This is a genomic window from Sphingomonas sp. 8AM (assembly GCF_902506455.1).
Taxonomy (GTDB): domain Bacteria; phylum Pseudomonadota; class Alphaproteobacteria; order Sphingomonadales; family Sphingomonadaceae; genus Sphingomonas.
In genome coordinates, this window is record NZ_LR733844.1 from 507,631 (window position 1) to 532,229 (window position 24,599).

Below are 24,599 nucleotides of genomic sequence, written 5' to 3' on the forward strand. Positions count from 1 at the left end.
CTCGTCCCCTGGGGTTGGGCCGAACGCGGGGGACGCGTACGGCCGGGTAATGAACGTAGCCGCTCGTCAGCGGCCACGCGAAGCGTGATCGTCAGACGCGACGGCGCTTGGACGGGCGAACGCCGTTGTGCGGGATCGAGGTCACGTCGCGGATCGACGTGATCTGGAAACCGACCGCCTGCAGCGCGCGCAGCGCCGACTCGCGACCCGAACCCGGACCCTTGACCTCGACCTCGAGCGTCCGGACGCCGTGCTCGGCAGCCTTCTTGCCCGCGTCCTCGGCAGCGACCTGCGCCGCATACGGGGTCGACTTGCGGCTGCCCTTGAACCCCATCATGCCGGCCGACGACCAGCTGATCGCATTGCCCTGCGCATCGGTGATGGTGATCATGGTGTTGTTGAAGCTGGCGTTCACATGCGCGACGCCTGCGGTGATGTTCTTGCGCTCGCGCCGACGAATGCGCTGCGGTGCCTGTGCCATATGGTATTCCTGACCTTATCTTACAACGCGGCCGGGAGGCGCGAACCTGCAACCGGCCAACGGAGAGGAAGAGCGCTTGCGCTTACTTCTTCTTGCCGGCGATCGGCTTCGCCTTGCCCTTGCGGGTGCGCGCGTTGGTGTGCGTGCGCTGACCGCGGACCGGCAGGCCCTTGCGGTGACGCAGGCCGCGATAGCAGGCCAGATCCATCAGGCGCTTGATGTTCATCGCGGTCTCGCGACGCAGATCACCCTCGACCGTATGGTCGGCGTCGATCGTCTCGCGGATCTGCAGCACTTCCTGATCGCTCAGGTCCTGCACGCGGCGGTCAGCGGCGATGTTCAGCTTCGTGGTGATTTCCAGCGCCTTGGCCGGACCGATGCCGTGGATATAGGTCAGCGCGATCAGAACGCGCTTGTTGGTCGGGATATTGACACCCGCGATACGTGCCATGGAATTTTTCTCCTGTGCTCCACGGAATGCGGCATGGCTGCCACGCATCCCATCTCGTCGCATTGCAATTCCGCCCCGCCGTTTCCCTATGTCCTGCCCGCGAACGCGGCAAAACGGCAGGCACGAACGTACCGCCGGGAATCGGTGGATTGGAAGGAAGAGCGGTTAGGCGGGCGGTAACGTCGTGTCAAGCGACGGGTTCCGCTCGATTCGCCGCAACTGGGCCCAGCGCCGCAACGCCACGACGAACCACGCCAGCTCGACCAGCCCAAACGGCCACGCACCTTGCAGGAAACCATAGGCCGATCCCAGCAGACACCCGATCGCGAACAGCAACGTCCAGAACGCCGCGCGGGCCTCCAGCGCATAGCAGACGAGTGTGAAGCTGACGGCGAACAGGCCAAAGGCGGTGAGCGCATCCATGCGCGGCCTTGTGACCCAATGGCGGCACGAGGGCCACCCCGCCTGGTACGAAAAGAAAAGGGCCGGCGGAAGACAGGGAACCTCCGCCGGCCCATCGCCGCCCTTCGGGAGTTCAGGCGACGATCAGGACCGTCGCCTCGGGAGAGAGGAGCGACGGGGCAGCGTCTGTCTCGCTGCCGACCCGCTCGCCTCTACACGCCCCCACCCCACGATCGCCTTACGCGACCATGACATTTCCGTCACTTATTGCGCAGAGGCCGCCAAGAGGATCGCTTCGATCTGCGTGGCGACCGCGTCCATCGCGCCCATGCCGTCGACGCGCGACACCAGCCCGCGCGCCTCGTAGATCGGGATGATCGGCGCGGTTTTCGCACGATATTCGGCCATCCGCGTCCGCACCGTCTCCTCATTGTCGTCCGGGCGCCGCTTGAACTCATGCGCGCCGCAGACGTCGCAGGTGCCCTTGACCTTCGGCTGCTTGAAACGGTCATGATAGCCCGCACCACAAGCGCCGCAGGTGAAGCGCCCGACGATCCGCTCGACCAGCGCGTCCTCGTCGACCTCAAGCTCGATCACCGCGTCGAGCTTCTGACCGCGCTCGTCGAGCAGCAGGTCGAGCGCGTCGGCCTGCGCGGACGTGCGTGGATAGCCGTCGAAGATCGCACCGTTTGCAGTACCGGCGTCGAGTCGCTCGCCGATCAACGCCGAGACGATCGCATCGCTGACCAGCTCGCCGGCCTCCATTACCGCCTTGGCCTGCAGGCCGACCGGCGTGCCTGCCTTCACCGCGGCGCGCAGCATGTCGCCGGTCGACAGCTGCACCAGCCCATGATGCTCGACCAGCCGTTGCGCCTGGGTTCCCTTGCCCGCCCCCGGCGGCCCCAGCAGAATGATGTTCACCAAACTCTCCCCTTTGCGCCCGTCCCTGTCGGGCGTCATTGCCTCAGCGGCGGCGCGCGCCCTTCAGCTTCGCCTTCTTGATGAGATCGCCATATTGGTGCGCCAGCAGGTGCGACTGGATCTGCGTCACGGTGTCCATCGTCACGTTGACGACGATCAGCAGGCTGGTCCCGCCCAGATAGAAGGGGATCGACAACGCCGACACCAGATATTCGGGCACCACGCAGATGAAGGTCAGGTACGCCGCGCCGATCACGGTGATCCGGGTCAGCACGTAATCGAAATAGCTCTCGGTGTTCTTGCCGGGGCGGATGCCCGGGATGAACCCGCCGTAGCGCTTCAGATTCTCGGCCGTCTCCTCGGGGTTGAAGACCACGGCGGTGTAGAAGAACGAGAAGAAGATGATCCCGGCGGCATAGAGCGCCATGTACACCGGCGAGCCGTGCTGGAGATACTGGTTCAGCCCGATGAGGATGTCGCCGAAGCGGCTCTCGCCAGCAACGCGGTTGCCCGCGAACTGCGTGATCGTCAGCGGCAGCAGCAGCAGCGACGAGGCGAAGATCGGAGGGATCACGCCCGCCGTGTTGATCTTCAGCGGCAAGTGGCTGCGATCGGCCTGCATCCCGCGCTGCGTCTGGCGCTTGGGATATTGGATCAGGATGCGGCGCTGTGCGCGCTCCATGAAGCAGATGAGCAGGATCAGCCCGACGACGACAACGACGATCGCGACGATCGACACCGCGCTGGTCGACCCCGAGCGCCCGCCCTCGAGCAGGTTGAGCAACGTCGTCGGCAGATGCGCGACGATGCCGGCCATGATGATGAGCGACACACCGTTGCCGATGCCGCGGCTGGTGATCTGCTCACCCAGCCACATCAGGAACATCGTGCCCCCGATCAGCGAGATCACCGCACCGACGCGGAACAGCATCCCCGGCTCGATCACTGCGCCGCCGGCCTCGAGCCCGCGTGCGATGAAATAGCCCTGCACCGCGGTCAAGCCGACGGTGCCGTAGCGGGTGTACTGGTTGAGCTTCTTGCGGCCCGATTCGCCTTCCTTCTTGATCGCGGCGAGCTGCGGGCTCAGCGAGGTCGCGAGCTGCACGACGATCGACGCCGTGATGTACGGCATCACGCCCAGCGCGATCAGCGACGCGCGCGACAGCGAACCGCCCGAGAAGGTGTTGAAGAAGTCGAGCACGCCGCCCTTCATCCGCTCGGCCAGCACGCCGAGCTGCGTCGGGTCGATCCCCGGCAGCGGAACGTAGCTGAGCAGACGGAAGACGATCAGCGCGCCGATCGTGAACCACAGTCGCTTCTTGAGGTCGGTAGCCTGCGAAAACTTCGCGAGGCTGATGCTCTGCGCCATCTGGTCGGCTGCGGATGCCATCGTGTCGGTGTATCCTGGAAACGAAGAACGGCGGGATGCGTTTATACCGCCCCGCCGCTCATATAGGCGCTTGGCGCGCCTTGTCTAACCCGGTGAGGCGCGAACGGCGGGAAAGCCGGTAGGTCGGGCCGTCCCGCGCGCGCGATTGCCGCCCGCCATCGGCCCGGAAACGAAGAAGGGGCGCGGACCCAGCCCGCGCCCCTTCCCCGATTCGGCGTTACGCCTGCTTGCGCGCGGCCTGCGCCGTACGGTGCTTGGCCTTGGCCTTGTCGGCAGCCGCCACGATCTCCGGCACGGTGACCGAGCCACCCGCCTTCTCGACCACTTCGCGCGCCGACGACGACACGCCCGCGACGGTGAAGTTCAGCTTGGCCGAATACTCACCCTTGGCGAGCAGACGGACGCCGTCCTTGCCGCCACGCGCCAGGCCGGCCGCCTTCAGCGCATCATGGTCGATGTCGGTCGCGGTCAGCTTGCCCGCATCGATCGCCTTCTGGATGGCGCCGAGATTCACCTCGGCATAATCCTTGGCGAAGATGTTGTTGAAGCCACGCTTCGGCAGACGCATGTGGAGCGGCATCTGGCCGCCCTCGAAGCCGGCGATCGAGACGCCTTCGCGGCTCTTCTGACCCTTGACGCCGCGGCCGCCGGTCTTGCCCTTGCCCGAGCCGATGCCGCGACCGACACGCATCCTGCGGTGACGGGCGCCCTGGTTGTCGCTGAGTTCGTTGAGCTTCATGTTATGCACTCGCTTTCGCTTTTTACGCGCTGAAATAAGGAAGGGGGCCGGTTAGCCCCCTTCACTCGTCTTGTCATCACCGAAGTGACGAAGGGCTCAGCCCTCCACCACCTCGACCATGTGCTGCACCTTGCGGATCATGCCGCGGACCGACTCGGTATCTTCGAGTTCGGACACCTTGTGCATCTTGTTGAGGCCCAGCCCGACGAGGGTCGCGCGCTGGTCCTTGGTGCGCCGGATCGGCGATCCGGTCTGCTTCACCTTGATGGTCGCCATGTCGCCTTACTCCACCACGGCCGCGGCATCCGCCTCGGCGGTCTGCGCATCGGCACCGTGCGCGCGGCCCAGCAGGTCGGCAATCTTCTTGCCGCGACGCTGTGCCACCGACTTCGGCGAGGTCTGGTTGCCCAGCGCCTCGAACGTCGCACGGATCATGTTGTACGGGTTCGACGTACCGACCGACTTGGTCACGACGTCGTGCACGCCCAGGCTCTCGAAGACGGCGCGCATCGGGCCGCCCGCGATGATCCCGGTGCCCTGCGGCGCCGAGCGGACGGTGACGCGACCGGCACCAAAGTGGCCGTTCCCGTCATGGTGCAGCGTGCGACCTTCCTTGAGCGGAACGCGCAACATCTTCTTCTTGGCAGCGGCGGTCGCCTTCGAGATCGCCTCCGGCACCTCGCGCGCCTTGCCGTGACCGAAGCCGACGCGGCCCTTGCCGTCACCCACGACGACCAGCGCCGCGAAGCCGAAGCGCTTGCCGCCCTTCACCGTCTTCGAGACGCGGTTGATGTGGACCAGCTTCTCGATCAGCTCTTCGCCGCCGTCATCCTGGCCACCACGACGGTCGTCACGACGACCGCCGCGGCCGTCACGGCCACCGCCGCGATTGCCGCCGGGGCCACCGCGACCGCCACCGCCACCCGGGCCGCCGCGACCGCGGCCACCGCGCGCACCGCGCTCGCCGCCACCCTGGTAGCCACCGCCGGTATTGCCGTCCTGCGGCGCCGCCGCGGGGGCTTCGTTCTCCGCAGCCTGCGGCTGCTGGTTGTTCTCGTCAGCCATGTCTTAGAACTCCAGTCCGGCTTCGCGCGCTGCCTCGGCCAGCGCCTTCACGCGGCCGTGAAACAGGAAGCCGCCACGATCGAAGACGACCTGCGTGACGCCAGCGGCCTTGGCCGCTTCCGCAACGCGCTTGCCGACGGCAGCAGCCGCCTCGGCATTGGCGGTCTTGCCGTCGTGGTTGGACAGCGTCGACGCAGCGGCCACGGTGCGGCCCTGCGCGTCGTCGATGACCTGCGCATAGATGTGCTTGCCCGAACGGTGCACCGACAGGCGCGGACGGGTGCCCGCACGCGCACGCAGCGCGGTACGGTTGCGGCGACGCCGCTTCTCGAAAAGTGAAAGACCCTTGGTCATTACTTCTTCTTCCCTTCCTTGCGGAAGATGAACTCGCCGTCGTACTTGATGCCCTTGCCCTTGTACGGTTCCGGCTTGCGCCAGCGGCGGATCTCGGCGGCCAGCTGACCGACCTTCTGCTTGTCCGCACCGCTGATCTCGACGGTGGTCGCGTCCGGCGTCTTGACCTCGATGCCTTCCGGCACGTCGATGTTGACGTCGTGGCTGTAGCCAAGCTGCAGCTTCAGGTTGCGGCCCTGCGCCGCGGCGCGATAGCCGACGCCGGTGATGAGCAGCTTCTTGGTGAAGCCGTCGGTCACGCCGGTCACCAGGTTCTGCACCATCGTCCGCTGCATCCCCCAGAACGCGCGCGCGCGCTTGGTGTCGTTGGCCGGCTGCACCGAAATGCCGTCGCCTTCGATCGTGTAGCTGATCTCGTCACGCAGCGGCATGGTGAGGGTGCCCTTCGGCCCCTTTACGGTGATGATGCCGTTGTTGATCGTCGGGGTCACGCCCGCAGGGACGACGACCGCCTTCTTGCCAATGCGGCTCATCAGAACACCTCCGCGAGCACTTCGCCACCGACGTTCTGCTCACGCGCTTCCGCATCGGAAAGCACGCCGCGCGGCGTCGAGACGATGGTGATGCCAAGGCCGTTCATCACGCGCGGCAGCTCGGTGGCGCCGGAGTAGATGCGACGGCCGGGCTTGGAGACGCGCGCGACATGCTTGATCGCGGGCTGGCCCTCGAAATACTTCAGCTCGATGCGCACGCCGGCGGCGGGGCCCATCTGCTCTTCGGAATAGCCACGGATGTAGCCTTCGCGCTGGAGCACGTCGAGCACGCGGACGCGCAGCTTCGACGACGGCGAAAGGACGCTGTCCTTACGCGCGCGCTGGCCGTTGCGGATACGGGTGAGCAGGTCACCCAGGGGATCGGTCACTGCCATCTTACGTCCTTACCAGCTCGACTTGGTGAGACCCGGGATCAGGCCCTTGTTGGCCAGATCGCGCAGCATCACACGGGCAAGCCCGAACTTGCGGTAGTACGCACGCGGACGACCGGTCAGCGCGCAGCGGTTGCGGATACGCGTGGGGTTCGCGTTGCGCGGCAGCTCGGCCATCTTCAGGCGCGCGATGAGACGCTCGGTCTCGTCGAGCGACTGGTCGTTGGCCTGCGCCTTCAGCTTCGCCAGCTTGGGCGCATATTGCGCCACGAGCTTCTTGCGACGCTCGTTCTTGTTCACGGAACTCAGTTTCGCCATGGACTTAAGCTCTCTCTATCAGACCAGAAGAGCGGTCATGCCGCCTTCTTCTCGGTCGTTTCTTCCTCGATCGGGAACGGGAAGCCGAACAGACGCAGCAGCTCGCGCGCCTCGTCATCGGTCTTCGCGCTCGTCGTCACGATCACGTCCATGCCGCGCACCTTGTCGACGCGGTCATAGCTGATCTCCGGGAACACGATCTGCTCCTTGATGCCGCAGGCGTAATTGCCACGGCCGTCGAAGCTCTTCGGGTTCAGCCCGCGGAAATCGCGGACGCGCGGGAGCGCGATGGTGATGAAGCGGTCGAGGAACTCGTACATGCGCTCACGGCGAAGGGTAACCTTCACGCCGATCGGCATGCCCTCACGCAGCTTGAACTGCGCGATCGACTTCTTCGCCTTGGTGATCACCGGCTTCTGGCCCGCGATCAGCTCCATTTCCGACGCGGCCTGGTCGACGCGCTTCTTGTCCTGCGTCGCTTCGCCCACGCCCATGTTGAGCACGATCTTTTCGATGCGCGGGATTTCCATCGCATTCTTGTAACCGAACTTCTCGGTCATCGCCGCGACGATGCGATCGTCATAGATCGCCTTCATGCGGGGCTTGTAGGCATCAGCCATCGATCTTCTCCCCGGTCTTGACGGCGACGCGGACCTTCTTGCCGTCCTGCGTCTCGAAGCGGACGCGGGTCGGCTTGCCGTCGGCGGTGACGTGCGCCACCTTCGAGATGTGCATCGGCGCCTCGATCTTCTCGAGACCGCCCTGCGGGTTCGCCTGGTCCGGCTTGCGGTGACGGGTCGCGACGTTGACGCCGCCCACGATCACCTTGCCGTCGCGCGGCATCGCCGCGGTGACGGTGCCGGTCTTGCCCTTGTCCTTGCCGGACAGGACGATGACCTGGTCACCCTTCTTGATCTTCGCGGCGGCCATTACAGCACCTCCGGCGCAAGCGAGATGATCTTCATGTGCTTCTTGCCACGCAGTTCGCGAACCACCGGGCCGAAGATACGGGTGCCGATCGGCTCCTCGTTCTTGTTGACCAGCACCGCGGCGTTGCCGTCGAAACGGATCACCGAACCGTCGGCGCGACGGATGTCCTTGGCGGTACGCACGATCACCGCCCGGTGAACGTCGCCCTTCTTCACGCGGCCACGCGGCTGCGCTTCCTTCACGCTGACGACGATGATGTCGCCGACGCTGGCCGTGCGGCGCTTGGACCCGCCAAGCACCTTGATGCACTGCACCCGCTTCGCGCCGCTGTTGTCAGCGACGTCGAGATTGGACTGCATCTGGATCATCGATCCGCTTCCTTCTCGCTCATGGGGTGGATACCGACCCAACCCCGCCTAAAAAAACGACCCCCGGCGGCGGGCTTGGCCCGCGCCAGGGGGAGCAGCCCGGTAGCCGCTCCATGGGTGAAAGGCAAGCCCTTCAGCCTACGTCGCCCCTCGCCCGCTCATGTGGTCTCCGCCCTTGCGAACGGACCCTGCACAAAACGGCGCGAGGCACTCGGTCATCGACGCTTATGCGTCGACGTCGACCCGCTCCGGTGCCACGTGGGTGTTCACGCGGTCCAGGACCTTCCAGGTCTTGAGCTTCGACATCGGCGCGATCTCTTCGATGCGCACCGTTTCGCCAGCCTTGTACTCGTTCGCCTCGTCATGGGCGTGGTACTTCTTCGAACGGCGGATGATCTTGCCGTAGAGCGGGTGCTTGACCTTGCGCTCCACGTTCACGACCACCGTCTTCTCGCCCTTGTCGGAGACGATCACTCCGGTCAGCACGCGCTTCGGCATGTGTCGTCCTCTTACTTGGCGTCAGCCGCAGCGTTGCGCTGCGTCTGAAGGGTCTTGATGCGGGCGATGTCCTTGCGGACCTCGCGCACGCGGCTCGGCTTCTCGAGCTGGCTGGTCGCCGCCTGGAAGCGCAGGTTGAACTGCTCGCGCTTCAGGTTGCCCAGGCTCTCGGAGAGCTGGTCGTCGCTCTGGCCGTTATAATCGGTCTTGTTCGCCATCTTACTCGCCTCCCAGGTGCGAGGTGTCGCCGAGGCGCGCCACGACCTTGGTCTTGATCGGCAGCTTCATCGCGGCGCGCTCGAACGCTTCCGCGGCCAGCGGCCCTTCGACGCCGTCGAGCTCGAACAGGATCCGGCCCGGCTTGACGCGGGCGGCCCAGAACTCCGGCGAACCCTTACCCGAGCCCATGCGGACTTCGGCGGGCTTGCTCGACACCGGCACGTCGGGGAACACGCGGATCCACAGACGCCCCTGGCGCTTGATGTGGCGCGTGATCGCGCGGCGGGCCGCCTCGATCTGACGCGCGGTGATACGGTCCGGCTCCATCGCCTTGAGGCCATAGGAGCCGAAGTTCAGCGTCGTGCCGCCCTTGGCGTCGCCGTGGATACGGCCCTTGAACGCCTTGCGGAACTTGGTGCGCTTCGGTTGCAGCATGTCCGTTAATCCTTAGCGGCGGTCGTCGCGCGCCGGGCGCACGCCGGAGGTCTGGGCCTCCATCATGAGACGATCGGTAGCGAACGGGTCGTGACCGAGGATCTCACCCTTGAACACCCACACCTTCACGCCGCAGACGCCGTACGCAGTGTGCGCCTCGGCATGGGCGTAGTCGATGTTGGCGCGCAGCGTATGCAGCGGCACGCGGCCTTCACGATAGCTTTCCGAACGCGCGATTTCCGCGCCGCCCAGACGGCCACCGCAATAGACCTTGATGCCGTCGGCACCGAGCCGCATCGCGGACTGCACCGCACGCTTCATGGCGCGGCGGAACGCGATACGACGCTCGAGCTGGTCAGCGATGCCCTGCGCGATGAGCTTGGCGTCGACTTCCGGCTTGCGGATCTCGACGATGTTCAGCGACACGTCCGAGCTGGTCATCGCGCCGAGCGTCTTGCGCAGCTTCTCGATGTCCGAGCCCTTCTTGCCGATGATGACACCGGGGCGGGCCGCGAAGATCGAAATCCGGCACAGCTTGGCCGGACGGTCGATCACCACCTTGGAGATCGCGGCCTGCGGCAGCGTCTTCATGATGTACTGGCGGATCTTCAGATCCTCCAGCAGCAGCTTCTTGTAATCCGCGCCCTCGGCGAACCAGCGGCTGTCCCAGGTGCGGTTGATCTGCAGGCGCAGACCGATGGGATTGCTCTTGTGACCCATTAGGCTTCTTCCTGCTCGCGCACGACGATCCGCAGCCGCGAGAACGGCTTCAGGATGCGGGTGGACTTGCCGCGGCCGCGCGTGGCGAACCGCTTCATGGTGATCGACTTGCCAACCGACGCCTCGGCAACGATCAATGCATCGACGTCGAGGTTGTGGTTGTTCTCGGCGTTGGCGATGGCCGAAGCCAGCACCTTGCGCGCATCGACCGCCATCGACTTCTTCGAGAAGGCGAGGATGTTCAACGCGTCGCCGACCTTGCGGCCGCGGATCAGCGCGGCGACCAGGCCCAGCTTCTGCGCCGAACCGCGGATCTGCGTGCCGACCGAGAGGGCTTCCTTCTCGCCGACCTTGCGGGGGGACTGAGGCTTGCTCATCAGCGCTTGCCCTTCTTGTCAGCCGCGTGACCCGGGAAATAGCGGGTCGGCGCGAATTCACCGAGCTTCATGCCGACCATGTCCTCGTTCACCGTCACCGGCACGAACTTGCGGCCGTTATAGACAGTGAAGGTCAGGCCGATGAACTGCGGCAGGATGGTGGAGCGACGCGACCAGGTCTTGATCGGCGCACGGCCGCCCGAATCCTGTGCGACTTCGGCCTTCTTGAGCAGGCTCAGTTCGACGAACGGGCCCTTCCAGACGGAGCGCGCCATTACTTCTTCCTCGCGTGACGGCTACGGATGATCATCTTGTCCGTAGACTTGTTGTGGCGCGTGCGCGCACCCTTGGTCGGCTTGCCCCACGGCGTCACCGGATGGCGACCGCCCGAGGTCCGGCCTTCACCACCGCCGTGCGGGTGGTCGACCGGGTTCTTCGCCACGCCGCGCGTCAGCGGGCGCGAGCCCAGCCAGCGCGAACGACCGGCCTTGCCGAGGTTCTGGTTCTGGTTGTCCGGGTTGGACACCGCACCGACCGTCGCCATGCACTCGCCATGGATGTAGCGCTGCTCGCCCGAGTTCAGGCGGACGATGACCATGCCGCGGTCACGACCGACGACCTGGACATAGGTGCCCGCCGAACGCGCGATCTGGCCGCCCTTGCCGGGCTTCATCTCGACGTTGTGGACGATGGTGCCGACCGGCATCTGGCCCAGCTCCATCGCGTTGCCCGGCTTCACGTCGGTCTTCTTGCCCGCGACGACCTTGTCGCCGACGGCGAGACGCTGCGGCGCGATGATGTACGCCTGCTCGCCGTCCGGGTAGGACACCAGCGCGATGAACGCGGTGCGGTTGGGGTCATATTCCAGCCGCTCGACGGTGCCGTCGACGTCCCACTTCCGACGCTTGAAGTCGATGAAGCGATAGCGCTGCTTGTGACCGCCCGCGATGCCGCGCGAGGTCACGTGGCCCTTGTTGTTGCGGCCACCGGTCTTGCGCTTGCCCTCGGTCAACGCCTTGACGGGCTTGCCCTTCCAAAGCGACGACTTGTCGACGAGGATCAGGCCGCGCTGTGCCGGCGAGGTCGGATTATAATGCTTGAGTGCCATCTTACTTGGCCCCCTCGGTGACGTCGATCGACTGCCCCTCGCGGAGCGTGACGATCGCCTTCTTCATGTCGGACCGCTGGTAGGGCGCACCCTTCCAACGCTTGGTCTTGCCCTTCTGGACGATCGTGTTCACGCGAACGACGCTGACGTCAAACAGCGCTTCCACGGCCGCCTTGATTTCGGGCTTGGTCGCCTTGTTGGCGACCTTGAAGACCACCGCGTTCTGCTCGGAGAGCAGGGTCGCCTTCTCGGTGATGTGCGGCGCGACAATCACGTCATAATGACGGTTGTCGATCGCCTTTGCCGGCTTAGCCATTGAAGCGCGCCTCCAGCTTCTCGACCGCCGCGCGCGTCAGCACCAGCGTGTCAGCCTTGATGATGTCGTAGACGTTGGCGCCCACGGCGGGGAGCATGTCCACACCCGGAAGGTTGCGACCGGCGCGGAAGCCTTCGGCTGCCTCACCGTCGATCACCAGCGTCCGCTTGCCCGTGTTGAGCCCGGCGAAATGCCCCTTCAGCTCCTTGGTCTTGGCGACCTCGAACCCTTCCAGGACGATCAGCGAACCCGCCTTGGCGTGGCTGCTGAGGGCCATCTTCAGACCCAGCGCGCGGATCTTCTTGTTCAGGCCCGGATTGAAATCGCGGACGCGGGCGCCGTGCGCCTTACCACCGCCGACGAACACCGGCGCGCGACGATCGCCGTGACGGGCGACGCCGCCGCCCTTCTGGCGCCCGAGCTTCTTGCCCGTGCGTGCGACATCGGAACGCTCGCGCGTACCGCGCGCGGTGGCGCGGCGCTTCTCGAGCTGCCAGGTCACGACGCGGTGCAGGATGTCGGCGCGCGGATCGAGGCCGAAGACCTCGTCGTTGAGCTCGACTTCGCCCGTATCGGTGCCGGCGAAGGAAGAAATCTTGACCTTCACTTCTTAGCCCTCCTGGCTCTCGGCAGCTGCCGGAGCAGGGTCTGCGGAAACATTGTTGTTGGCCGCCTTGATCGACGCCGGGAACGGCGCGCTCTCGTGGCGATCATGCTTGACGGCGTCCTTGACGAACAGCCAGCCGCCCTTGGAGCCGGGAACCGAACCCTTCACGAAGATCAGACCACGCTCGACGTCGGTGCCGACGATCTCGAGGTTCTGCTGCGTGCGGTTACGATCGCCCATGTGGCCGGCCATCTTCTTGTTCTTGAAGACGCGACCCGGATCCTGACGGTTACCCGTCGAACCATGCGAACGGTGGCTGACCGACACGCCGTGCGTGGCGCGCAGACCGCCGAAGTTCCAGCGCTTCATGGCGCCGGCGAAGCCCTTGCCCTGCGTGCGACCCTGAATGTCGACCAGCTGGCCGGCGACATAATGGTCGGCCGACAGCTCGGCGCCGACATCGAGGAGATTGTCCTCGGTCACGCGGAATTCGTGGACGATCGCCTTCGGCTCCACTTCGGCCTTGCCGAAATGGCCGCGCTGCGGCTTGGCGACGTTCTTGGCCTTGGCGACACCTGCACCAAGCTGGACGGCCGTGTAGCCGTCCCGGTCATTTTCGCGACGGGCGATGACCTGAAGCGCCTCAATCTGCAGGACGGTGACCGGCACGTGGCGGCCGTCGTCCTGGAACAGGCGGGTCATCCCCATTTTCTTCGCGATCACGCCAGTACGCATGATCCCTTGCTCCTTGACAGAGGCACCCTGAAGCCCATCCCCAGGGTGCTTGCGACCCGCGGCTTGCGCCGCGGATCAGTCCGGCCCGGAATAGCGAAGCGTGCCCCCGTCCCGGGCTGGGCGCTCTCCACAAGGGAAGAGCAGACGGGAGACGCTGGACCCGGCCACCCGAGGGCGGCCGGCGGTATCTCATGGTCGTCGAAGCGTCCGCTCAGGCGGTGCGCTCGTCCGTTTCGGGCGATACGCCACGAAACGACAAACCCGCGGGACTCACGTCAACCGCGGGAGCCGGCCGATTACGCCAGCTTGATCTCGACGTCAACACCGGCCGCCAGATCGAGCTTCATCAGCGCGTCGACGGTCTGCGGGGTCGGCTGTACGATGTCGAGCATCCGCTTGTAGGTGCGGACCTCGAACTGCTCGCGCGACTTCTTGTCGATGTGCGGCCCACGGTTGACCGTGAACTTCTCGATGCGGGTCGGGAGCGGAATAGGACCACGGATGAGCGCGCCGGTGCGGCGCGCGGTTTCGGCGATGTCGCCGGTCGCCTGATCGAGCACGCGATGATCGAACGCCTTCAGGCGGATGCGGATGTTGCTGTCCATAGTCCCTACCAATGCGAAAGAGCGGGGTACCTGCCCTGCCCGCCTGCCGGATCATCCGGCGCGGCGAATCGGGAGCACCTCTTGCTGTTCTCGAACGAAAACCGAAGCGGCGGCATTAATGCCACCCTCATTAAAAGGCAACCGCCCGACGCACCTTTCGGCGCGCCGGGCGGCAGCTTTTTGCGACAGGCCGCTGACGCAGCCGGCCGTTCTTACTTGGTGATGCCGCTCACGACACCCGCGCCGACGGTCCGGCCACCCTCACGGATGGTGAAACGCTGGCCGACGTCCATCGCGATCGGGGCAATCAGCTTGATGCCCAGCGCGACGTTGTCGCCCGGCATGACCATCTCGGTGCCCTCGGGCAGCTCGACGGTGCCGGTCACGTCCGTCGTACGGAAGTAGAACTGCGGACGATAGTTGGCGAAGAACGGCGTGTGACGACCACCCTCGTCCTTCGACAGCACGTACACTTCCGACTGGAAGTCGGTGTGCGGCTTGATCGAGCCCGGCTTGCAAAGCACCTGGCCACGCTCGACCTCGTCGCGGGCGACGCCACGGATCAGCGCACCGACGTTGTCGCCGGCCTGGCCCTGATCGAGCAGCTTGCGGAACATTTCCACGCCAGTGACGGTGGTCTTGCGGACAGTCGGGTGGATGCCGACGATCTCGACTTCCTCACCAACCTTGACGATGCCGGTCTCGACGCGGCCAGTCACGACCGTACCACGACCCGAGATCGAGAACACGTCCTCGATCGGCATCATGAACGGCTTGTCCAGCGGACGTTCCGGCTGCGGGATGTACTCGTCGACCGCCTTCATCAGCTCCATGACCGCATCCGGCCCGAGCTTCTGGTTCGAACCCGACAGCGCGCAGGTCGCCGAACCCTTGATGATCGGAATGTCGTCGCCGGGGAACTCGTACGAGCTGAGCAGCTCGCGGACTTCCAGCTCGACCAGCTCGAGGATTTCCTCGTCGTCGACCAGATCGACCTTGTTCATGAACACGACCATCGCCGGCACGCCGACCTGACGGGCGAGCAGGATGTGCTCGCGGGTCTGCGGCATCGGGCCGTCGGTGGCCGACACGACCAGGATCGCGCCGTCCATCTGCGCCGCGCCGGTGATCATGTTCTTCACATAATCGGCGTGGCCCGGGCAGTCGACGTGTGCATAGTGGCGGTTCGCCGTCTCATACTCGACGTGCGCGGTCGAGATGGTGATGCCGCGCTCGCGCTCTTCCGGCGCCTTGTCGATGTTCGCGAAATCGACCGCGGCGTTGCCCGCGACGTTCTCCGCCAGCACCTTCGTGATCGCTGCGGTCAGCGAGGTCTTGCCATGGTCGACGTGACCGATGGTGCCGATGTTGAGGTGCGGCTTGGTCCGCTCAAACTTAGCCTTAGCCATTGTTTCCCTACCTTCTTGGATTCGTCTTCGCGAACGGAGCCGCGCCAGAACGCGGCCCCATAGCGGCTGTTTAACCGTTGTGCAAACCCTCGCCTGCTTTTGGCGGGGCCGACGCGGGAGTGAATCCCGCGTCGTCGGACGGGTTCGGCGTGCGCCGACCCGCCGTCCGGCCTTGCGGCGAGATGGGGCTAAGTCGCCTTAGCCCCGTCCGCCTCAGGCCAGCTTCGCCTTCACTTCGTCGGCGACGTTCTGCGGCACTTCGTCATAGTGCGAGAACTGCATCGAGTAGCTGGCGCGGCCCTGCGTGAACGAGCGGAGCGAGTTCACGTAGCCGAACATGTTCGCCAGCGGGACCATCGCGGTCACCGCCTGCGCGTTGCCGCGCGTGTCGGTGCCCTGGATCTGGCCACGACGCGAGTTCATGTCGCCGATGACGTCGCCCAGATAATCCTCCGGGGTGACGACCTCGACCTTCATCACCGGCTCGAGCAGCGTGATGCCGGCCTTCTGCGCGCCTTCGCGCATCGCACCGCGCGCGGTGATTTCGAACGCCAGCGCCGACGAGTCGACGTCGTGGTACGCACCGTCATACAGCGTGATGTCGAAGTCGATGATCGGGAAGCCGACCAGCGAGCCGGTAGCCGCCGTCTCACGGAAACCCTTTTCGATCGCCGGGATGTACTCGCGCGGAATGTTGCCGCCCTTGATCTCGTCCTTGAAGATGATGCCCGCACCGCGCTCGCCCGGCGTCAGCTTCACCTTCACGCGACCGAACTGGCCGGTGCCGCCCGACTGCTTCTTGTGGGTATAGTCGATGTCGACGGCCTTCTTGAGGTACTCGCGATACGCCACCTGCGGCGCACCGACGTTCGCCTCGACCTTGAACTCGCGCTTCATGCGGTCGACGAGAATCTCAAGGTGGAGCTCGCCCATCCCCTTGATGATCGTCTGGCCCGATTCGTGATCGGTCGACACGCGGAACGAGGGATCCTCGGCGGCCAGACGATTGAGCGCGATGCCCATCTTCTCCTGGTCGGCCTTGGTCTTCGGCTCCACCGACAGTTCGATCACGGGCTCCGGGAACTCCATGCGCTCCAGGATGATCGGGTGCGCGGGATCGCAGAGCGTATCACCGGTCGTCGTTTCCTTGAGACCCGCGATCGCGACGATGTCGCCCGCACGCGCCTCTTCGATGTCCTCACGCGAGTTCGCGTGCATGAGGAGCATACGGCCGATCTTTTCCTTCTTGTCCTTCACCGAGTTCAGGTAGCCGCCCTTGGTCAGGACGCCCGAATAGATGCGCGCGAAGGTCAGCGAGCCAACGAACGGGTCGTTCATGATCTTGAACGCCAGCGCCGAGAACGGTGCCTCATCCGACGAAGGACGCTCGTCCGGCGTCTCGCCGTCGAGCTTGACGCCCTTGATCGCGGGCACGTCGAGCGGGCTTGGCAGGTAGTCGACCACCGCGTCGAGCAGCGGCTGGACACCCTTGTTCTTGAACGCCGAACCGCAGACGACCGGCACGAACGCCATGCTCAGCGTGCCCTTGCGGATCAGCGCCTTCAGCGTCTTCGCGTCGGGCTCGTTGCCCTCCAGATACGCTTCCATCGCGTCGTCGTCCTGTTCGACGGCAAGCTCGATCAGTTCGCTGCGATACTTCGCAGTCTTCTCGGCCATGTCGTCGGGGACCGGCTGGTACTCGAACTTCGCGCCCAGCGACTCCTCGAGCCAGATGATCGCGCGGTTCTCGACCAGGTCGACCAGACCCTTGAACCCGCCCTCGATGCCGATCGGGAGGTACAGCACCGCCGGCTTCGCGCCGAGCCGCTCGATGATCGAGTTGACGCAGAAATAGAAGTCGGCGCCGGTACGGTCGAGCTTGTTGACAAAGCACATGCGCGGCACGCCGTACTTGTCGGCCTGACGCCACACCGTCTCCGACTGCGGCTCCACACCCGCGACGCCATCGAAGCACGCGACCGCGCCGTCGAGCACGCGCAGCGAACGCTCGACTTCAATCGTGAAGTCGACGTGGCCCGGGGTGTCGATGATGTTGATCAGATGCTCGGGGCCGTTGCCCTCCTCGGCCTTCCACTTGCAGGTGGTGGCAGCCGACGTGATCGTGATCCCGCGCTCCTGCTCCTGCTCCATCCAGTCCATCGTGGCGGTGCCCTCATGGACTTCGCCGATCTTGTAGGACTTGCCGGTGTAGTAGAGAATACGCTCGGTCGTCGTCGTCTTGCCGGCGTCGATATGCGCCATGATGCCGATGTTACGGTAGAGGTCGAGCGGATGGCTGCGGGCCATGAACGGGCTTCCTTAGCAGATGTGGGGAGCGCAGCGCATCGGCCGGCTCCCCACGATATAGGTCAGATTTGAGACGCTTCCAAGACAGGCCGCGTCCGCATCGCCGCTGTTACCAGCGATAGTGCGAGAAGGCGCGGTTCGCTTCCGCCATGCGGTGCGTGTCCTCGCGCTTCTTCACCGCGTTGCCGCGGTTGTTCGAGGCATCGAGCAGCTCGCCCGACAGACGCGCCGACATCGTGTTCTCGCTGCGCGCACGCGCGGCAGTGATCAGCCAGCGGATCGCCAGAGCCTGCGCACGCTCCGGACGGACTTCGACCGGGACCTGGTAGGTCGCACCGCCGACGCGGCGGCTGCGGACTTCGATGCCCGGCTTGATGTTGTTGAGCGCATCGTGGAACACGCCGATCGGCTCGCGCTTCGCGCGGGTCTCGACGGTGTTCATCGCCGAATAGACGATGCCCTCGGCGACCGACTTCTTGCCGTCGAGCATCACCGAGTTCATGAACTTGGACAGAACCTCATCCCCGTAGACGGGATCAGGCAGGATTTCCCGCTTATCGGGACGACGACGACGCGCCATGATGAATACCTTTCAATCAGCTGGTGAGAATACGGGAGCGGCTTACTTCGGCCGCTTCGCACCGTACTTCGACCGCGACTGCTTGCGGTCCTTGACGCCCTGCGTGTCGAGCACGCCGCGCAGCACGTGGTAGCGCACGCCTGGAAGGTCGCGCACACGGCCGCCGCGGATCAGCACCACCGAGTGCTCCTGCAGATTGTGGCCTTCACCCGGGATGTAGCTGATGACTTCGCGCTGGTTGGTCAGGCGAACCTTGGCCACCTTGCGCAATGCCGAGTTCGGCTTCTTCGGGGTCGTCGTATAGACACGGGTACAGACGCCACGCTTCTGCGGGTTCTGTTCCATCGCAGGGACCTTGCTCTTGGCCTTCTGCGGGTCGCGGCCCTTGCGGACCAGCTGGTTGATCGTCGGCATTGAAGCCTTCACCTTTCCGATAGGTTACTTTGCTGGAGCCCTAAAACAAGACTTGGAATACGAAAAGGAGCCGCGGCGCCACCGCATGGCGGCGACCGGATGGCCCTTGATGCATCCAGCAATGTTCAAGCTGCCCGGCGGAGTCGCCTCCTTCCGGACCGGCGCGCTATACGCAGGCTCGCCCCGTCGGTCAATCGCCACAACGGACAGCAAGCGACTTGCCGTGGCCTGCGCAGCGGCTAGACGCGACGCCTTCACTTGGATCAGCAGGAACCGGGATGATCGACGCTCTGGCACGGGCGCGCACGTTGCGCGACCGCGACCGCTATCTGCTGCTCGGGGCCGCCGCCTCGCTCTACCTGCTGAGCGTGCCGTTCATCAGCGGCGACATGCGCATGCACCTGATACCGTGGACCCGGTACCTGGTCGAGCACGGCCGCTTCGCCGCGCTGGCGGACAGCTTCGCCGATTACACCCCGCCCTACCTCTACCTGCTGGCGCTGACCTCGAGTGCCAACGCCGTGCTCGGCCCGGTCGGCGTCATCAAGCTGCTGTCGATCCTTGGGACGATTTTCACCGCTTGTGCGGTGCGTGCCGTTCTCGCGCCCTGCTTACCGGCACGGGCCGCGAGCAATGGCGCGCTGCTGACGCTGCTGCTGCCAACCATGATCGCCAACGGCCCGGTATGGGGCCAATGCGATGCGCTCTATGGCGGGTGTGTGCTGCTGGCGGTCGCCGGCTTCATGCGCGGCCACGCGGTCGCGGCGATGGCGGCGGTCGGGCTGGCGGTCGCCTTCAAGCTGCAAGGCGTGTTCATTGCGCCGTTGGTGCTGGCGATGCTCCTGTCGCGACGGGCGCCGCTCTGGACGGTCCTGCTCCCGCCGTTGGTCTATGCCGTGGCGATGATGCCGGCGTGGCTCGCCGGGCGCCCTGCCCACGACCTGGCGACCATTTATCTGGCGCAAGGGCATTCGTATCACGATCTCGCACGCTCGGTGCCGAACATCTGGCAGATCCTGCGCGCGCTGGTGACGATCCCCTATGAGGCCGGGGTGATTGTCGGCCTGCTCGCCGCTGCGATCGCAACCGCCTGGACCGCTTGGCGCGCGCGCGGTCGCCTTGATGCGCCGGTCGATGTGCTGCTGCTCGCGCTGACCGGCGCGGTGCTGGTGCCGTATCTGCTGCCCAAGATGCACAACCGCTATTTCTTTACGGCCGACCTGCTGGCGTTCGCTTACGCGTTTGTCCGTCCGACCAGGCGGCCCGTCCGAATCGCGCTGCTGGTGCAGACCGGCTCGCTGCTGTCGTATCTCACCTTCCTGATCGGCCTGACCGGCGGCGCGTTCGTCGGCGCGTTCTTCATGAGCGCGGCACTGGTGCTGGTGCTGCGCGAGTTCCGCGAGCGCCTCACTTCAGCGGATCGTGCCCCCAGTTCATGAGCGAGTAGCGCCAGTCGGACTGATCCTTGTCCTTCGCCGGGCCGCCCTGCGCGAGATGGCGGTGAACGTATCCGACGACCTTCTTCATATGCGCATAATCGTCGTCGGTAAGATCGGCCTTCTTCTTGCGCTTGATCGCGACGATCCGCCGGCCCGATTCGTGGCCGACGCTCTCGCCCGCCCCCTTGCCGTCATCGCCCTTCCAGCCGACGCGCTTGCTGTCGTCGCTGCCGAGGAACTTTTCCAGCTCGGCGGGCGCCATGTTGACCGCCTCGGCGAAGTCCTTCGCAATCTCGTCGTGATCGTCAGCCATTTGCTTCTCCTCGGACGGAAAAAGCGCCAGCGATGCGAACGGTTCAATCGCGCAGGCGCGCGGTCAGGAAGGCGATCAGTGCATCAACGCGCGCCGGACGCAACGCGCTGGGCGGAGTCAGCAAGTGCAGCCCGATCGGCGCGGGTGCCCAGTCGCGCAGGATTTCGACCACCCGTCCCGCCGCCAGCGCCTCACCAATGATGAAGCTCGGCAGGCGCGTGATGCCGAGCCCTGCTTCGACTGCCGGGATCAAGGCTTCGCCGCTGTTCGCCGCCAAAGGCCCGGCCCCGCGCACCGAAACCTCGGCTCCCTCGGGACCTCGGAAACGCCACGGTCCGGGGATATTGCTATAGCCGAGCAGCCGATGCTCCCCAAGTTGCGCGGCGTGTGTCGGCGTTCCATGCACCGCCAGATATGACGGCGCCGCAACCAGGTGCGCCGCAATCGTGCAGAGCCGCCGCGCGCGCAACGAACTGTCGGGCAGGTCGGCAATCCGCAGCGCGACATCGAACCCCTCTGCAACGATGTCGACCCGCGCATCCGAGAGATGCAGGTCGATCTCGATCTGCGGATGCTCGCTGAGAAAGTCGGCGAGCAATGGCGCGACATTCTTCACCCCGAAGGTCATCGGCGCAGCCAGCCGCACCCGCCCGCTCGGCACGCTCGCGCCAATCCGCGCGGCTTCCTCGGCGGCCTGCGCCTCGGCGACGATCCGCGCGGCATGGTCGGCGAGCGGCCCGCCCGCCTCGGTCAGCGCCAGTCGCCTTGAGGTGCGATGGAACAGCGACACTCCCAGATGCGCTTCCAGCCGCGACACCGCCTTAGACACCGTCGCCTTGCTCAACCCGATCGCATCCGCCGCGCCGCTGAACGACCGGTGCTCGGCCACCGCGGCGAAGATCGCCCAGGCCTCGAAATCGGGGAGCCTCATGCCGGGCAACGTACCCTCGGAAACGATCCGTTTCAATCGTTTCTGTTTTGACGAGCACGTGGGCTCCCTAGCTTGGTGGCAACAAAACGGAGGTTCATCATGACCGACACCGCCACCCTGACCCGCACCACCGGCATCGAGCGCCGCGCCTTCGAGACGCTGGGCCACGCCAACCACGGCTGGCTCGACGCGCGCCACCATTTCTCCTTCGCGAGTTACTACGATCCGGCACGGGAGAGCTGGGGCGCGATCCGCGTCTGGAACGATGACACGATCGCACCGAACAGCGGCTTCCCCCCGCATCCGCATCGCGACATGGAGATCATCACCTATGTCCGCAAAGGCGCGATCACGCATCAGGATTCGCTGGGCAATACCGGCCGCACCGAGGCCGGCGACGTGCAGGTGATGAGCGCCGGATCGGGCGTGCGCCATGCCGAATATAATCTCGAGAGCGAGCCGACGACCTTGTTCCAGATCTGGGTCGAGCCGACCCGCAGCGGCGGCGCGCCGAGCTGGGGCGCCAAGCCCTTCCCCAAGGGCGACCGTACCGGCAAGTTCGTGACGCTCGCCAGCGGGTTCGAGGAGGACGTGACCGGACCGGGCGCAGCACTGCCGATCCGCGCCGAGGCACGCGTGCTGGCAGCGACGCTGGCGGCGGGCGAGACGCTGACCCACGCGGTCGGCGAAGGCCGCCACGCCTATCTGGTCCCCGCGACCGGCGCGATCGAGATCGACGGCGAGCGCTTCGCGGCGCGCGACGGCGTTGCGATCACCGGCGGCCGCACCATCACCATCACCGCGATCGACGAGGCCGAACTGGTGCTCGTCGACGCCAACTGACTTTCTGAAAGGAGCTGACGACCATGACCAAGGTGCTCGTGCTTTATTACTCGTCCTACGGCCATATCGAGCAGATGGCCGATGCCATCGCCGAGGGCGCGCGCAGCGGCGGCGCGGAGGTCGACATCCGTCGCGTCGCCGAGACCGCCCCCGCCGAGATCGTCAAGGCGGCCGGCTTCAAGACCGACACCGCGCATCCCGAGATCGAAGGCCCGGACGCGCTGGCGAACTATGACGCGATCGTCGTCGGCGCGCCGACCCGCTACGGTCGGATGCCGAGCCAGATGGCGGCGTTCTGGGACACGACCGGCGGCTTGTGGATGAAGGGCGCGCTGGTCGGCAAGGTCGGCGGGGCGTTCACCTCGACCGCCAGCCAGCACGGTGGTCAGGAAGCGACGCTGTTCTCGATCCTCACCAACCTGCTCCACCACGGGATGACGATCGTCGGGCTCGATTACGGCTTCCAGGGCCAGATGGGCGTCGACGAGGTGAAGGGCGGCACGCCGTACGGCGCGAGCACGCTGGCGGGTGGCGACGGCAGCCGCCAGCCCTCGGCAGACGAGCTGGACGGCGCGCGCTATCAGGGCAAGCGCATCGCCGAGACCGCGGCGAAGCTGAAAGCGTAAGGCTCTCCCGATCGTCGTCTCTGGTCAAATCCGGAACCCCGCTTCTTCTCCACCGCGACAGGAAGCGGGGTCACGGTTTCGGAGCGCGATCTTCTGAAGCTAAGGCGTCACCCCGGCGAAGGCCGGGGCCCAGTTACGGGACGCTGATGATGCAGATCGCGCTTCGTTAAGCCGGGGCGAGGACGCGGAATTGGTCAATACATCTGCGGGACGCCGACTACCGCTTCTTCGCGCGCGCCGCCCTGCACTTGCCCTTGCGGCATTCCGGCGGCGCGATCGCACCTATATACACAGGCGGCGCTGCGACTTGCGCGATCACCACCGGATCGCGCGCCACCGCCGGTTCGGCCGGATAGCGCACCCGCGCGGCGGCGAATAACGCTCGCGCCCGCGCCGCGCCCGGCACCGTCGCGCGCACCCCGACCCAGCGCCAATGCCACGGCTCCCATTTCACGCGTTGGCGGTTACCCGCCGGGAACGACATCTCGAACCCGTAGTGCGGCGCGTTCTTCATCAGCCAGCGGAACGCCGGCGTCGCCGCGACGCACGCCTCGGCATCGGGGCAGTCGTTGCGCCGCGGGCGGAAGGCGAAGTCGAGCGCGAAGCCGGTCGCGTGCTCGCTATGTCCCGGCGGCGCGACCGACAGCGCGCGCTGCGCGGCATCGATCTGGCCCTCGCGGCAGAACACCGCCTCCTGATAGGTGATCGAGCGGTGGCACGACAGCGCGAGCACCTGCCCGCCCGCCACCGGGTCGCGCACGGCCGCCTCGATCAGCCGCTGCAGGTCGGGCAGCACCTCGCGCCGCAGCACGCACGGACTGACCGACAGCGCCGATGGCACCGCAACCAGCGCGTCGGGCGCGGCATCGCCATACGGCAAATGCCCGAGCACGCGGCCATCGGCAGCGGTCGGCACGCGGCGGCCGTCGCACAATTGCGCCTGAACGGGCGCGGCGGCGAGCGTGGCCAGCGCGGCAAGGATCGTCGGGAGTCGCACTGCGCCCTCTGGCCATGCCGCGCGCCAACTGGCAAGAGCCGGGCCATGTTGGGTCAGCATGTTCTTTTCCTCGATGGCGAGGCTCTGGTGATCGACAAGCCCGCCGGGCTGCCTGTCGATCCGCCGCGCGCCGGGGGCCTAAGCCTAGAAAATCATCTGTCGTCGCTCACCTTCGGGTTCCGGCGCTGGCCGGTCGCGGTGCACCGGCTCGACCGCGACACCAGCGGCTGCCTGCTGCTGTCGCGCAACCCGAAGGCGCACGCCCGCTTCCAGCAGGCGTTCGAGCGCGGCGAGGTCAGCAAACGCTATGTCGCGATCCTCGACGGCGTGCCCGAGGGCGAGGCCGGCACGATCGACCTGCCGCTCGGCAAAGTGTCAACCGCCGAGGAAGGCTGGCGGATGACGCGCGACCCGCGCGGCAAGGCGGCGCGCACCGACTGGCGCGTGCTCGCGACGCATGAGGGCCGCGCCTTGGTCGAGTTCCGCCCGGCAACCGGCCGCACGCACCAGATCCGCGTTCACGCGCTGGAGGGACTGGGCGTGCCGGTCACGGGCGATCCGGTCTACGGCACCAGGCATGACGGCGGCATGATGCTCCACGCGATCGCGCTGTCACTGCCGCGCGCAGGGAAAGCGGACATCATCGCCGACGCGCCGTGGCCGGAGCGGTTCACGGCGTTGGGGTTCGAAGCGGTCTGAGGGGTTCGTAAATGCTGGTCATCACCAACGCCCTATGTGTGCTTATAGCTACAGCTTAACGGCCAGCGTTTATTCAG

The 24,599-nt window shown here is 65.9% G+C and carries 37 protein-coding genes; 4 read left to right on the forward strand and 33 right to left on the reverse strand.

Annotation, left to right across the window (positions count from 1 at the left end; translation table 11 throughout):
• Nucleotides 1–91: 91 nt before the first annotated feature.
• The 30 genes from rpsK to rpsL all read right to left on the reverse strand — a co-directional run bounded on the left by rpsK (nt 92) and on the right by rpsL (nt 18,674).
• Nucleotides 92–481: a 30S ribosomal protein S11 gene (rpsK, locus tag BACI71_RS02515; protein ID WP_019516037.1), complete on the reverse strand. Its 390-nt coding sequence runs from the start codon at nt 479–481 to the stop codon at nt 92–94.
• An 82-nt stretch (nt 482–563) separates the two neighbouring features.
• Nucleotides 564–932 carry a 30S ribosomal protein S13 gene (gene rpsM, locus BACI71_RS02520; RefSeq protein WP_056637528.1) on the reverse strand — a complete coding sequence of 123 codons (369 nt, stop codon included), beginning with the start codon at nt 930–932 and terminating at the stop codon, nt 564–566.
• A 165-nt stretch (nt 933–1,097) separates the two neighbouring features.
• Nucleotides 1,098–1,355, reverse strand: a complete 258-nt coding sequence (locus tag BACI71_RS02525) for a hypothetical protein (protein ID WP_159754631.1) — start codon at nt 1,353–1,355, stop codon at nt 1,098–1,100.
• A gap of 243 nt (nt 1,356–1,598) precedes the next feature.
• Nucleotides 1,599–2,255: an adenylate kinase gene (locus BACI71_RS02530; protein WP_159754636.1), complete on the reverse strand. Its 657-nt coding sequence runs from the start codon at nt 2,253–2,255 to the stop codon at nt 1,599–1,601.
• A gap of 43 nt (nt 2,256–2,298) precedes the next feature.
• Nucleotides 2,299–3,645: a preprotein translocase subunit SecY gene (secY, locus tag BACI71_RS02535; RefSeq protein ID WP_159754639.1), complete on the reverse strand. Its 1,347-nt coding sequence runs from the start codon at nt 3,643–3,645 to the stop codon at nt 2,299–2,301.
• A 217-nt stretch (nt 3,646–3,862) separates the two neighbouring features.
• A complete protein-coding gene (gene rplO, locus BACI71_RS02540) occupies nt 3,863–4,384 on the reverse strand; it encodes a 50S ribosomal protein L15 (protein WP_159754642.1) in 522 nt (173 codons plus the stop codon).
• Between the two features lie 96 nt (nt 4,385–4,480).
• Nucleotides 4,481–4,660, reverse strand: a complete 180-nt coding sequence (gene rpmD / locus BACI71_RS02545; protein WP_028966606.1) for a 50S ribosomal protein L30 — start codon at nt 4,658–4,660, stop codon at nt 4,481–4,483.
• A gap of 6 nt (nt 4,661–4,666) precedes the next feature.
• Nucleotides 4,667–5,449 carry a 30S ribosomal protein S5 gene (gene rpsE, locus BACI71_RS02550; RefSeq protein ID WP_159754645.1) on the reverse strand — a complete coding sequence of 261 codons (783 nt, stop codon included), beginning with the start codon at nt 5,447–5,449 and terminating at the stop codon, nt 4,667–4,669.
• A gap of 3 nt (nt 5,450–5,452) precedes the next feature.
• Complete coding sequence (gene rplR / locus BACI71_RS02555) at nt 5,453–5,803, reverse strand: 50S ribosomal protein L18 (protein WP_159754648.1); 351 nt, start codon at nt 5,801–5,803, stop codon at nt 5,453–5,455.
• Nucleotides 5,803–6,336 (reverse strand): 50S ribosomal protein L6, encoded by a 534-nt coding sequence (gene rplF, locus BACI71_RS02560; protein ID WP_159754651.1) that lies wholly within the window; start codon nt 6,334–6,336, stop codon nt 5,803–5,805. The genes rplR and rplF overlap by 1 nt, the downstream gene beginning before the upstream one ends.
• Nucleotides 6,336–6,731: a 30S ribosomal protein S8 gene (rpsH, locus tag BACI71_RS02565; protein ID WP_159754654.1), complete on the reverse strand. Its 396-nt coding sequence runs from the start codon at nt 6,729–6,731 to the stop codon at nt 6,336–6,338. The genes rplF and rpsH overlap by 1 nt, the downstream gene beginning before the upstream one ends.
• Before the next feature lie 9 nt (nt 6,732–6,740).
• Complete coding sequence (rpsN, locus tag BACI71_RS02570; RefSeq protein WP_028966611.1) at nt 6,741–7,046, reverse strand: 30S ribosomal protein S14; 306 nt, start codon at nt 7,044–7,046, stop codon at nt 6,741–6,743.
• A 35-nt stretch (nt 7,047–7,081) separates the two neighbouring features.
• Complete coding sequence (gene rplE, locus BACI71_RS02575) at nt 7,082–7,666, reverse strand: 50S ribosomal protein L5 (RefSeq protein ID WP_028966612.1); 585 nt, start codon at nt 7,664–7,666, stop codon at nt 7,082–7,084.
• Nucleotides 7,659–7,976: a 50S ribosomal protein L24 gene (gene rplX / locus BACI71_RS02580; RefSeq protein ID WP_159754657.1), complete on the reverse strand. Its 318-nt coding sequence runs from the start codon at nt 7,974–7,976 to the stop codon at nt 7,659–7,661. Before rplX ends, rplE begins: the two co-directional genes overlap by 8 nt.
• Nucleotides 7,976–8,344: a 50S ribosomal protein L14 gene (gene rplN, locus BACI71_RS02585; protein ID WP_007406105.1), complete on the reverse strand. Its 369-nt coding sequence runs from the start codon at nt 8,342–8,344 to the stop codon at nt 7,976–7,978. The genes rplX and rplN overlap by 1 nt, the downstream gene beginning before the upstream one ends.
• 225 nt (nt 8,345–8,569) lie before the next feature.
• Nucleotides 8,570–8,842 carry a 30S ribosomal protein S17 gene (rpsQ, locus tag BACI71_RS02590; RefSeq protein WP_022687057.1) on the reverse strand — a complete coding sequence of 91 codons (273 nt, stop codon included), beginning with the start codon at nt 8,840–8,842 and terminating at the stop codon, nt 8,570–8,572.
• 11 nt (nt 8,843–8,853) lie between these two features.
• Nucleotides 8,854–9,060, reverse strand: a complete 207-nt coding sequence (gene rpmC, locus BACI71_RS02595) for a 50S ribosomal protein L29 (protein WP_028966615.1) — start codon at nt 9,058–9,060, stop codon at nt 8,854–8,856.
• A gap of 1 nt (nt 9,061) precedes the next feature.
• Entirely contained in the window at nt 9,062–9,496 is a 435-nt protein-coding gene (rplP, locus tag BACI71_RS02600; RefSeq protein WP_056637571.1) for a 50S ribosomal protein L16, read from the reverse strand.
• A 12-nt stretch (nt 9,497–9,508) separates the two neighbouring features.
• Nucleotides 9,509–10,216, reverse strand: coding sequence for a 30S ribosomal protein S3 (gene rpsC / locus BACI71_RS02605; protein ID WP_159754660.1), 708 nt, complete (start codon nt 10,214–10,216; stop codon nt 9,509–9,511).
• Entirely contained in the window at nt 10,216–10,593 is a 378-nt protein-coding gene (gene rplV / locus BACI71_RS02610; protein ID WP_159754663.1) for a 50S ribosomal protein L22, read from the reverse strand. The genes rpsC and rplV overlap by 1 nt, the downstream gene beginning before the upstream one ends.
• The gene (gene rpsS / locus BACI71_RS02615) at nt 10,593–10,868 is read right to left on the reverse strand and encodes a 30S ribosomal protein S19 (protein ID WP_028966618.1); all 276 of its coding nucleotides are present in this window, start codon (nt 10,866–10,868) and stop codon (nt 10,593–10,595) included. Before rpsS ends, rplV begins: the two co-directional genes overlap by 1 nt.
• Nucleotides 10,868–11,701, reverse strand: a complete 834-nt coding sequence (gene rplB / locus BACI71_RS02620) for a 50S ribosomal protein L2 (protein WP_159754666.1) — start codon at nt 11,699–11,701, stop codon at nt 10,868–10,870. The genes rpsS and rplB overlap by 1 nt, the downstream gene beginning before the upstream one ends.
• Before the next feature lies 1 nt (nt 11,702).
• On the reverse strand, nt 11,703–12,017 hold the full coding sequence (locus BACI71_RS02625; RefSeq protein WP_159754669.1) for a 50S ribosomal protein L23: 315 nt from the start codon (nt 12,015–12,017) through the stop codon (nt 11,703–11,705).
• Complete coding sequence (gene rplD, locus BACI71_RS02630) at nt 12,010–12,624, reverse strand: 50S ribosomal protein L4 (protein ID WP_159754672.1); 615 nt, start codon at nt 12,622–12,624, stop codon at nt 12,010–12,012. Before rplD ends, BACI71_RS02625 begins: the two co-directional genes overlap by 8 nt.
• Nucleotides 12,625–12,627: 3 nt before the next feature.
• Nucleotides 12,628–13,359 carry a 50S ribosomal protein L3 gene (gene rplC / locus BACI71_RS02635; RefSeq protein WP_159754675.1) on the reverse strand — a complete coding sequence of 244 codons (732 nt, stop codon included), beginning with the start codon at nt 13,357–13,359 and terminating at the stop codon, nt 12,628–12,630.
• 296 nt (nt 13,360–13,655) lie between these two features.
• The gene (gene rpsJ / locus BACI71_RS02640; protein WP_022687067.1) at nt 13,656–13,964 is read right to left on the reverse strand and encodes a 30S ribosomal protein S10; all 309 of its coding nucleotides are present in this window, start codon (nt 13,962–13,964) and stop codon (nt 13,656–13,658) included.
• Between the two features lie 212 nt (nt 13,965–14,176).
• On the reverse strand, nt 14,177–15,373 hold the full coding sequence (gene tuf, locus BACI71_RS02645) for an elongation factor Tu (RefSeq protein WP_159754678.1): 1,197 nt from the start codon (nt 15,371–15,373) through the stop codon (nt 14,177–14,179).
• Nucleotides 15,374–15,586: 213 nt separating this feature from the next.
• On the reverse strand, nt 15,587–17,680 hold the full coding sequence (fusA, locus tag BACI71_RS02650; RefSeq protein ID WP_159754681.1) for an elongation factor G: 2,094 nt from the start codon (nt 17,678–17,680) through the stop codon (nt 15,587–15,589).
• Nucleotides 17,681–17,789: 109 nt separating this feature from the next.
• Nucleotides 17,790–18,260, reverse strand: coding sequence for a 30S ribosomal protein S7 (gene rpsG / locus BACI71_RS02655; RefSeq protein ID WP_159754686.1), 471 nt, complete (start codon nt 18,258–18,260; stop codon nt 17,790–17,792).
• Nucleotides 18,261–18,302: 42 nt separating this feature from the next.
• The gene (gene rpsL / locus BACI71_RS02660) at nt 18,303–18,674 is read right to left on the reverse strand and encodes a 30S ribosomal protein S12 (protein ID WP_022691828.1); all 372 of its coding nucleotides are present in this window, start codon (nt 18,672–18,674) and stop codon (nt 18,303–18,305) included.
• 278 nt (nt 18,675–18,952) lie between these two features.
• Here rpsL and BACI71_RS02665 point away from each other — a divergent pair, with 278 nt between their 5' ends.
• A complete protein-coding gene (locus tag BACI71_RS02665; RefSeq protein ID WP_159754689.1) occupies nt 18,953–20,113 on the forward strand; it encodes a hypothetical protein in 1,161 nt (386 codons plus the stop codon).
• Here the strand turns inward: BACI71_RS02665 and BACI71_RS02670 are convergent.
• Nucleotides 20,082–20,426 carry a DUF3140 domain-containing protein gene (locus BACI71_RS02670; protein ID WP_159754692.1) on the reverse strand — a complete coding sequence of 115 codons (345 nt, stop codon included), beginning with the start codon at nt 20,424–20,426 and terminating at the stop codon, nt 20,082–20,084. The two genes, BACI71_RS02665 and BACI71_RS02670, sit on opposite strands and share 32 nt — an antisense overlap.
• A gap of 43 nt (nt 20,427–20,469) precedes the next feature.
• Complete coding sequence (locus BACI71_RS02675; protein WP_159754695.1) at nt 20,470–21,357, reverse strand: LysR family transcriptional regulator; 888 nt, start codon at nt 21,355–21,357, stop codon at nt 20,470–20,472.
• A gap of 99 nt (nt 21,358–21,456) precedes the next feature.
• On the opposite strand from BACI71_RS02675, the gene BACI71_RS02680 reads away from it, so the two are divergent.
• Together BACI71_RS02680 and wrbA are read left to right on the forward strand one after the other, a co-directional pair.
• The gene (locus BACI71_RS02680) at nt 21,457–22,200 is read left to right on the forward strand and encodes a pirin family protein (protein ID WP_159754698.1); all 744 of its coding nucleotides are present in this window, start codon (nt 21,457–21,459) and stop codon (nt 22,198–22,200) included.
• A gap of 23 nt (nt 22,201–22,223) precedes the next feature.
• A complete protein-coding gene (gene wrbA / locus BACI71_RS02685; RefSeq protein WP_159754701.1) occupies nt 22,224–22,826 on the forward strand; it encodes an NAD(P)H:quinone oxidoreductase in 603 nt (200 codons plus the stop codon).
• Nucleotides 22,827–23,043: 217 nt separating this feature from the next.
• Here the strand turns inward: wrbA and BACI71_RS02690 are convergent, their stop codons facing one another.
• Nucleotides 23,044–23,883 (reverse strand): M15 family metallopeptidase, encoded by an 840-nt coding sequence (locus BACI71_RS02690; protein ID WP_159754704.1) that lies wholly within the window; start codon nt 23,881–23,883, stop codon nt 23,044–23,046.
• Here BACI71_RS02690 and BACI71_RS02695 point away from each other — a divergent pair.
• Nucleotides 23,869–24,522 carry an RluA family pseudouridine synthase gene (locus BACI71_RS02695; protein WP_159754707.1) on the forward strand — a complete coding sequence of 218 codons (654 nt, stop codon included), beginning with the start codon at nt 23,869–23,871 and terminating at the stop codon, nt 24,520–24,522. The two genes, BACI71_RS02690 and BACI71_RS02695, sit on opposite strands and share 15 nt — an antisense overlap.
• The last annotated feature ends 77 nt before the right edge of the window (nt 24,523–24,599 follow it).

Excerpts from the sequence above, each read along its gene's own strand:
- BACI71_RS02680 (WP_159754698.1), top strand. The coding sequence starts at position 21,457 with ATGACCGACACCGCCACCCTGACCCGCACCACCGGCATCGAGCGCCGC.
- rplP (WP_056637571.1), bottom strand. The coding sequence starts at position 9,496 with ATGCTGCAACCGAAGCGCACCAAGTTCCGCAAGGCGTTCAAGGGCCGT.
- rplN (WP_007406105.1), bottom strand. The coding sequence starts at position 8,344 with ATGATCCAGATGCAGTCCAATCTCGACGTCGCTGACAACAGCGGCGCG.
- wrbA (WP_159754701.1), top strand. The coding sequence starts at position 22,224 with ATGACCAAGGTGCTCGTGCTTTATTACTCGTCCTACGGCCATATCGAG.
- BACI71_RS02690 (WP_159754704.1), bottom strand. The coding sequence starts at position 23,883 with ATGCTGACCCAACATGGCCCGGCTCTTGCCAGTTGGCGCGCGGCATGG.
- rpsJ (WP_022687067.1), bottom strand. The coding sequence starts at position 13,964 with ATGGACAGCAACATCCGCATCCGCCTGAAGGCGTTCGATCATCGCGTG.
- fusA (WP_159754681.1), bottom strand. The coding sequence starts at position 17,680 with ATGGCCCGCAGCCATCCGCTCGACCTCTACCGTAACATCGGCATCATG.
- BACI71_RS02525 (WP_159754631.1), bottom strand. The coding sequence starts at position 1,355 with ATGGATGCGCTCACCGCCTTTGGCCTGTTCGCCGTCAGCTTCACACTC.
- rplF (WP_159754651.1), bottom strand. The coding sequence starts at position 6,336 with ATGAGCCGCATTGGCAAGAAGGCGGTCGTCGTCCCTGCGGGCGTGACC.
- BACI71_RS02670 (WP_159754692.1), bottom strand. The coding sequence starts at position 20,426 with ATGGCTGACGATCACGACGAGATTGCGAAGGACTTCGCCGAGGCGGTC.
- rpmC (WP_028966615.1), bottom strand. The coding sequence starts at position 9,060 with ATGGCGAACAAGACCGATTATAACGGCCAGAGCGACGACCAGCTCTCC.
- rpsS (WP_028966618.1), bottom strand. The coding sequence starts at position 10,868 with ATGGCGCGCTCCGTCTGGAAGGGCCCGTTCGTCGAACTGAGCCTGCTC.
- rpsE (WP_159754645.1), bottom strand. The coding sequence starts at position 5,449 with ATGGCTGACGAGAACAACCAGCAGCCGCAGGCTGCGGAGAACGAAGCC.
- rpsM (WP_056637528.1), bottom strand. The coding sequence starts at position 932 with ATGGCACGTATCGCGGGTGTCAATATCCCGACCAACAAGCGCGTTCTG.
- rplV (WP_159754663.1), bottom strand. The coding sequence starts at position 10,593 with ATGAGCAAGCCTCAGTCCCCCCGCAAGGTCGGCGAGAAGGAAGCCCTC.
- rpmD (WP_028966606.1), bottom strand. The coding sequence starts at position 4,660 with ATGGCGACCATCAAGGTGAAGCAGACCGGATCGCCGATCCGGCGCACC.
- BACI71_RS02675 (WP_159754695.1), bottom strand. The coding sequence starts at position 21,357 with ATGAGGCTCCCCGATTTCGAGGCCTGGGCGATCTTCGCCGCGGTGGCC.
- rplR (WP_159754648.1), bottom strand. The coding sequence starts at position 5,803 with ATGACCAAGGGTCTTTCACTTTTCGAGAAGCGGCGTCGCCGCAACCGT.
- rpsK (WP_019516037.1), bottom strand. The coding sequence starts at position 481 with ATGGCACAGGCACCGCAGCGCATTCGTCGGCGCGAGCGCAAGAACATC.
- rplE (WP_028966612.1), bottom strand. The coding sequence starts at position 7,666 with ATGGCTGATGCCTACAAGCCCCGCATGAAGGCGATCTATGACGATCGC.
- rplB (WP_159754666.1), bottom strand. The coding sequence starts at position 11,701 with ATGGCACTCAAGCATTATAATCCGACCTCGCCGGCACAGCGCGGCCTG.
- rpsL (WP_022691828.1), bottom strand. The coding sequence starts at position 18,674 with ATGCCGACGATCAACCAGCTGGTCCGCAAGGGCCGCGACCCGCAGAAG.
- rpsC (WP_159754660.1), bottom strand. The coding sequence starts at position 10,216 with ATGGGTCACAAGAGCAATCCCATCGGTCTGCGCCTGCAGATCAACCGC.
- rplO (WP_159754642.1), bottom strand. The coding sequence starts at position 4,384 with ATGAAGCTCAACGAACTCAGCGACAACCAGGGCGCCCGTCACCGCAGG.
- secY (WP_159754639.1), bottom strand. The coding sequence starts at position 3,645 with ATGGCATCCGCAGCCGACCAGATGGCGCAGAGCATCAGCCTCGCGAAG.
- rpsH (WP_159754654.1), bottom strand. The coding sequence starts at position 6,731 with ATGGCAGTGACCGATCCCCTGGGTGACCTGCTCACCCGTATCCGCAAC.
- rplX (WP_159754657.1), bottom strand. The coding sequence starts at position 7,976 with ATGGCCGCCGCGAAGATCAAGAAGGGTGACCAGGTCATCGTCCTGTCC.
- rpsQ (WP_022687057.1), bottom strand. The coding sequence starts at position 8,842 with ATGCCGAAGCGCGTGCTGACCGGAGTGATCGTCTCCGACAAGGGCGAG.
- rpsG (WP_159754686.1), bottom strand. The coding sequence starts at position 18,260 with ATGGCGCGTCGTCGTCGTCCCGATAAGCGGGAAATCCTGCCTGATCCC.
- BACI71_RS02665 (WP_159754689.1), top strand. The coding sequence starts at position 18,953 with ATGATCGACGCTCTGGCACGGGCGCGCACGTTGCGCGACCGCGACCGC.
- rpsN (WP_028966611.1), bottom strand. The coding sequence starts at position 7,046 with ATGGCGAAACTGAGTTCCGTGAACAAGAACGAGCGTCGCAAGAAGCTC.
- BACI71_RS02625 (WP_159754669.1), bottom strand. The coding sequence starts at position 12,017 with ATGGCTAAGCCGGCAAAGGCGATCGACAACCGTCATTATGACGTGATT.
- BACI71_RS02695 (WP_159754707.1), top strand. The coding sequence starts at position 23,869 with ATGTTGGGTCAGCATGTTCTTTTCCTCGATGGCGAGGCTCTGGTGATC.
- tuf (WP_159754678.1), bottom strand. The coding sequence starts at position 15,373 with ATGGCTAAGGCTAAGTTTGAGCGGACCAAGCCGCACCTCAACATCGGC.
- rplC (WP_159754675.1), bottom strand. The coding sequence starts at position 13,359 with ATGCGTACTGGCGTGATCGCGAAGAAAATGGGGATGACCCGCCTGTTC.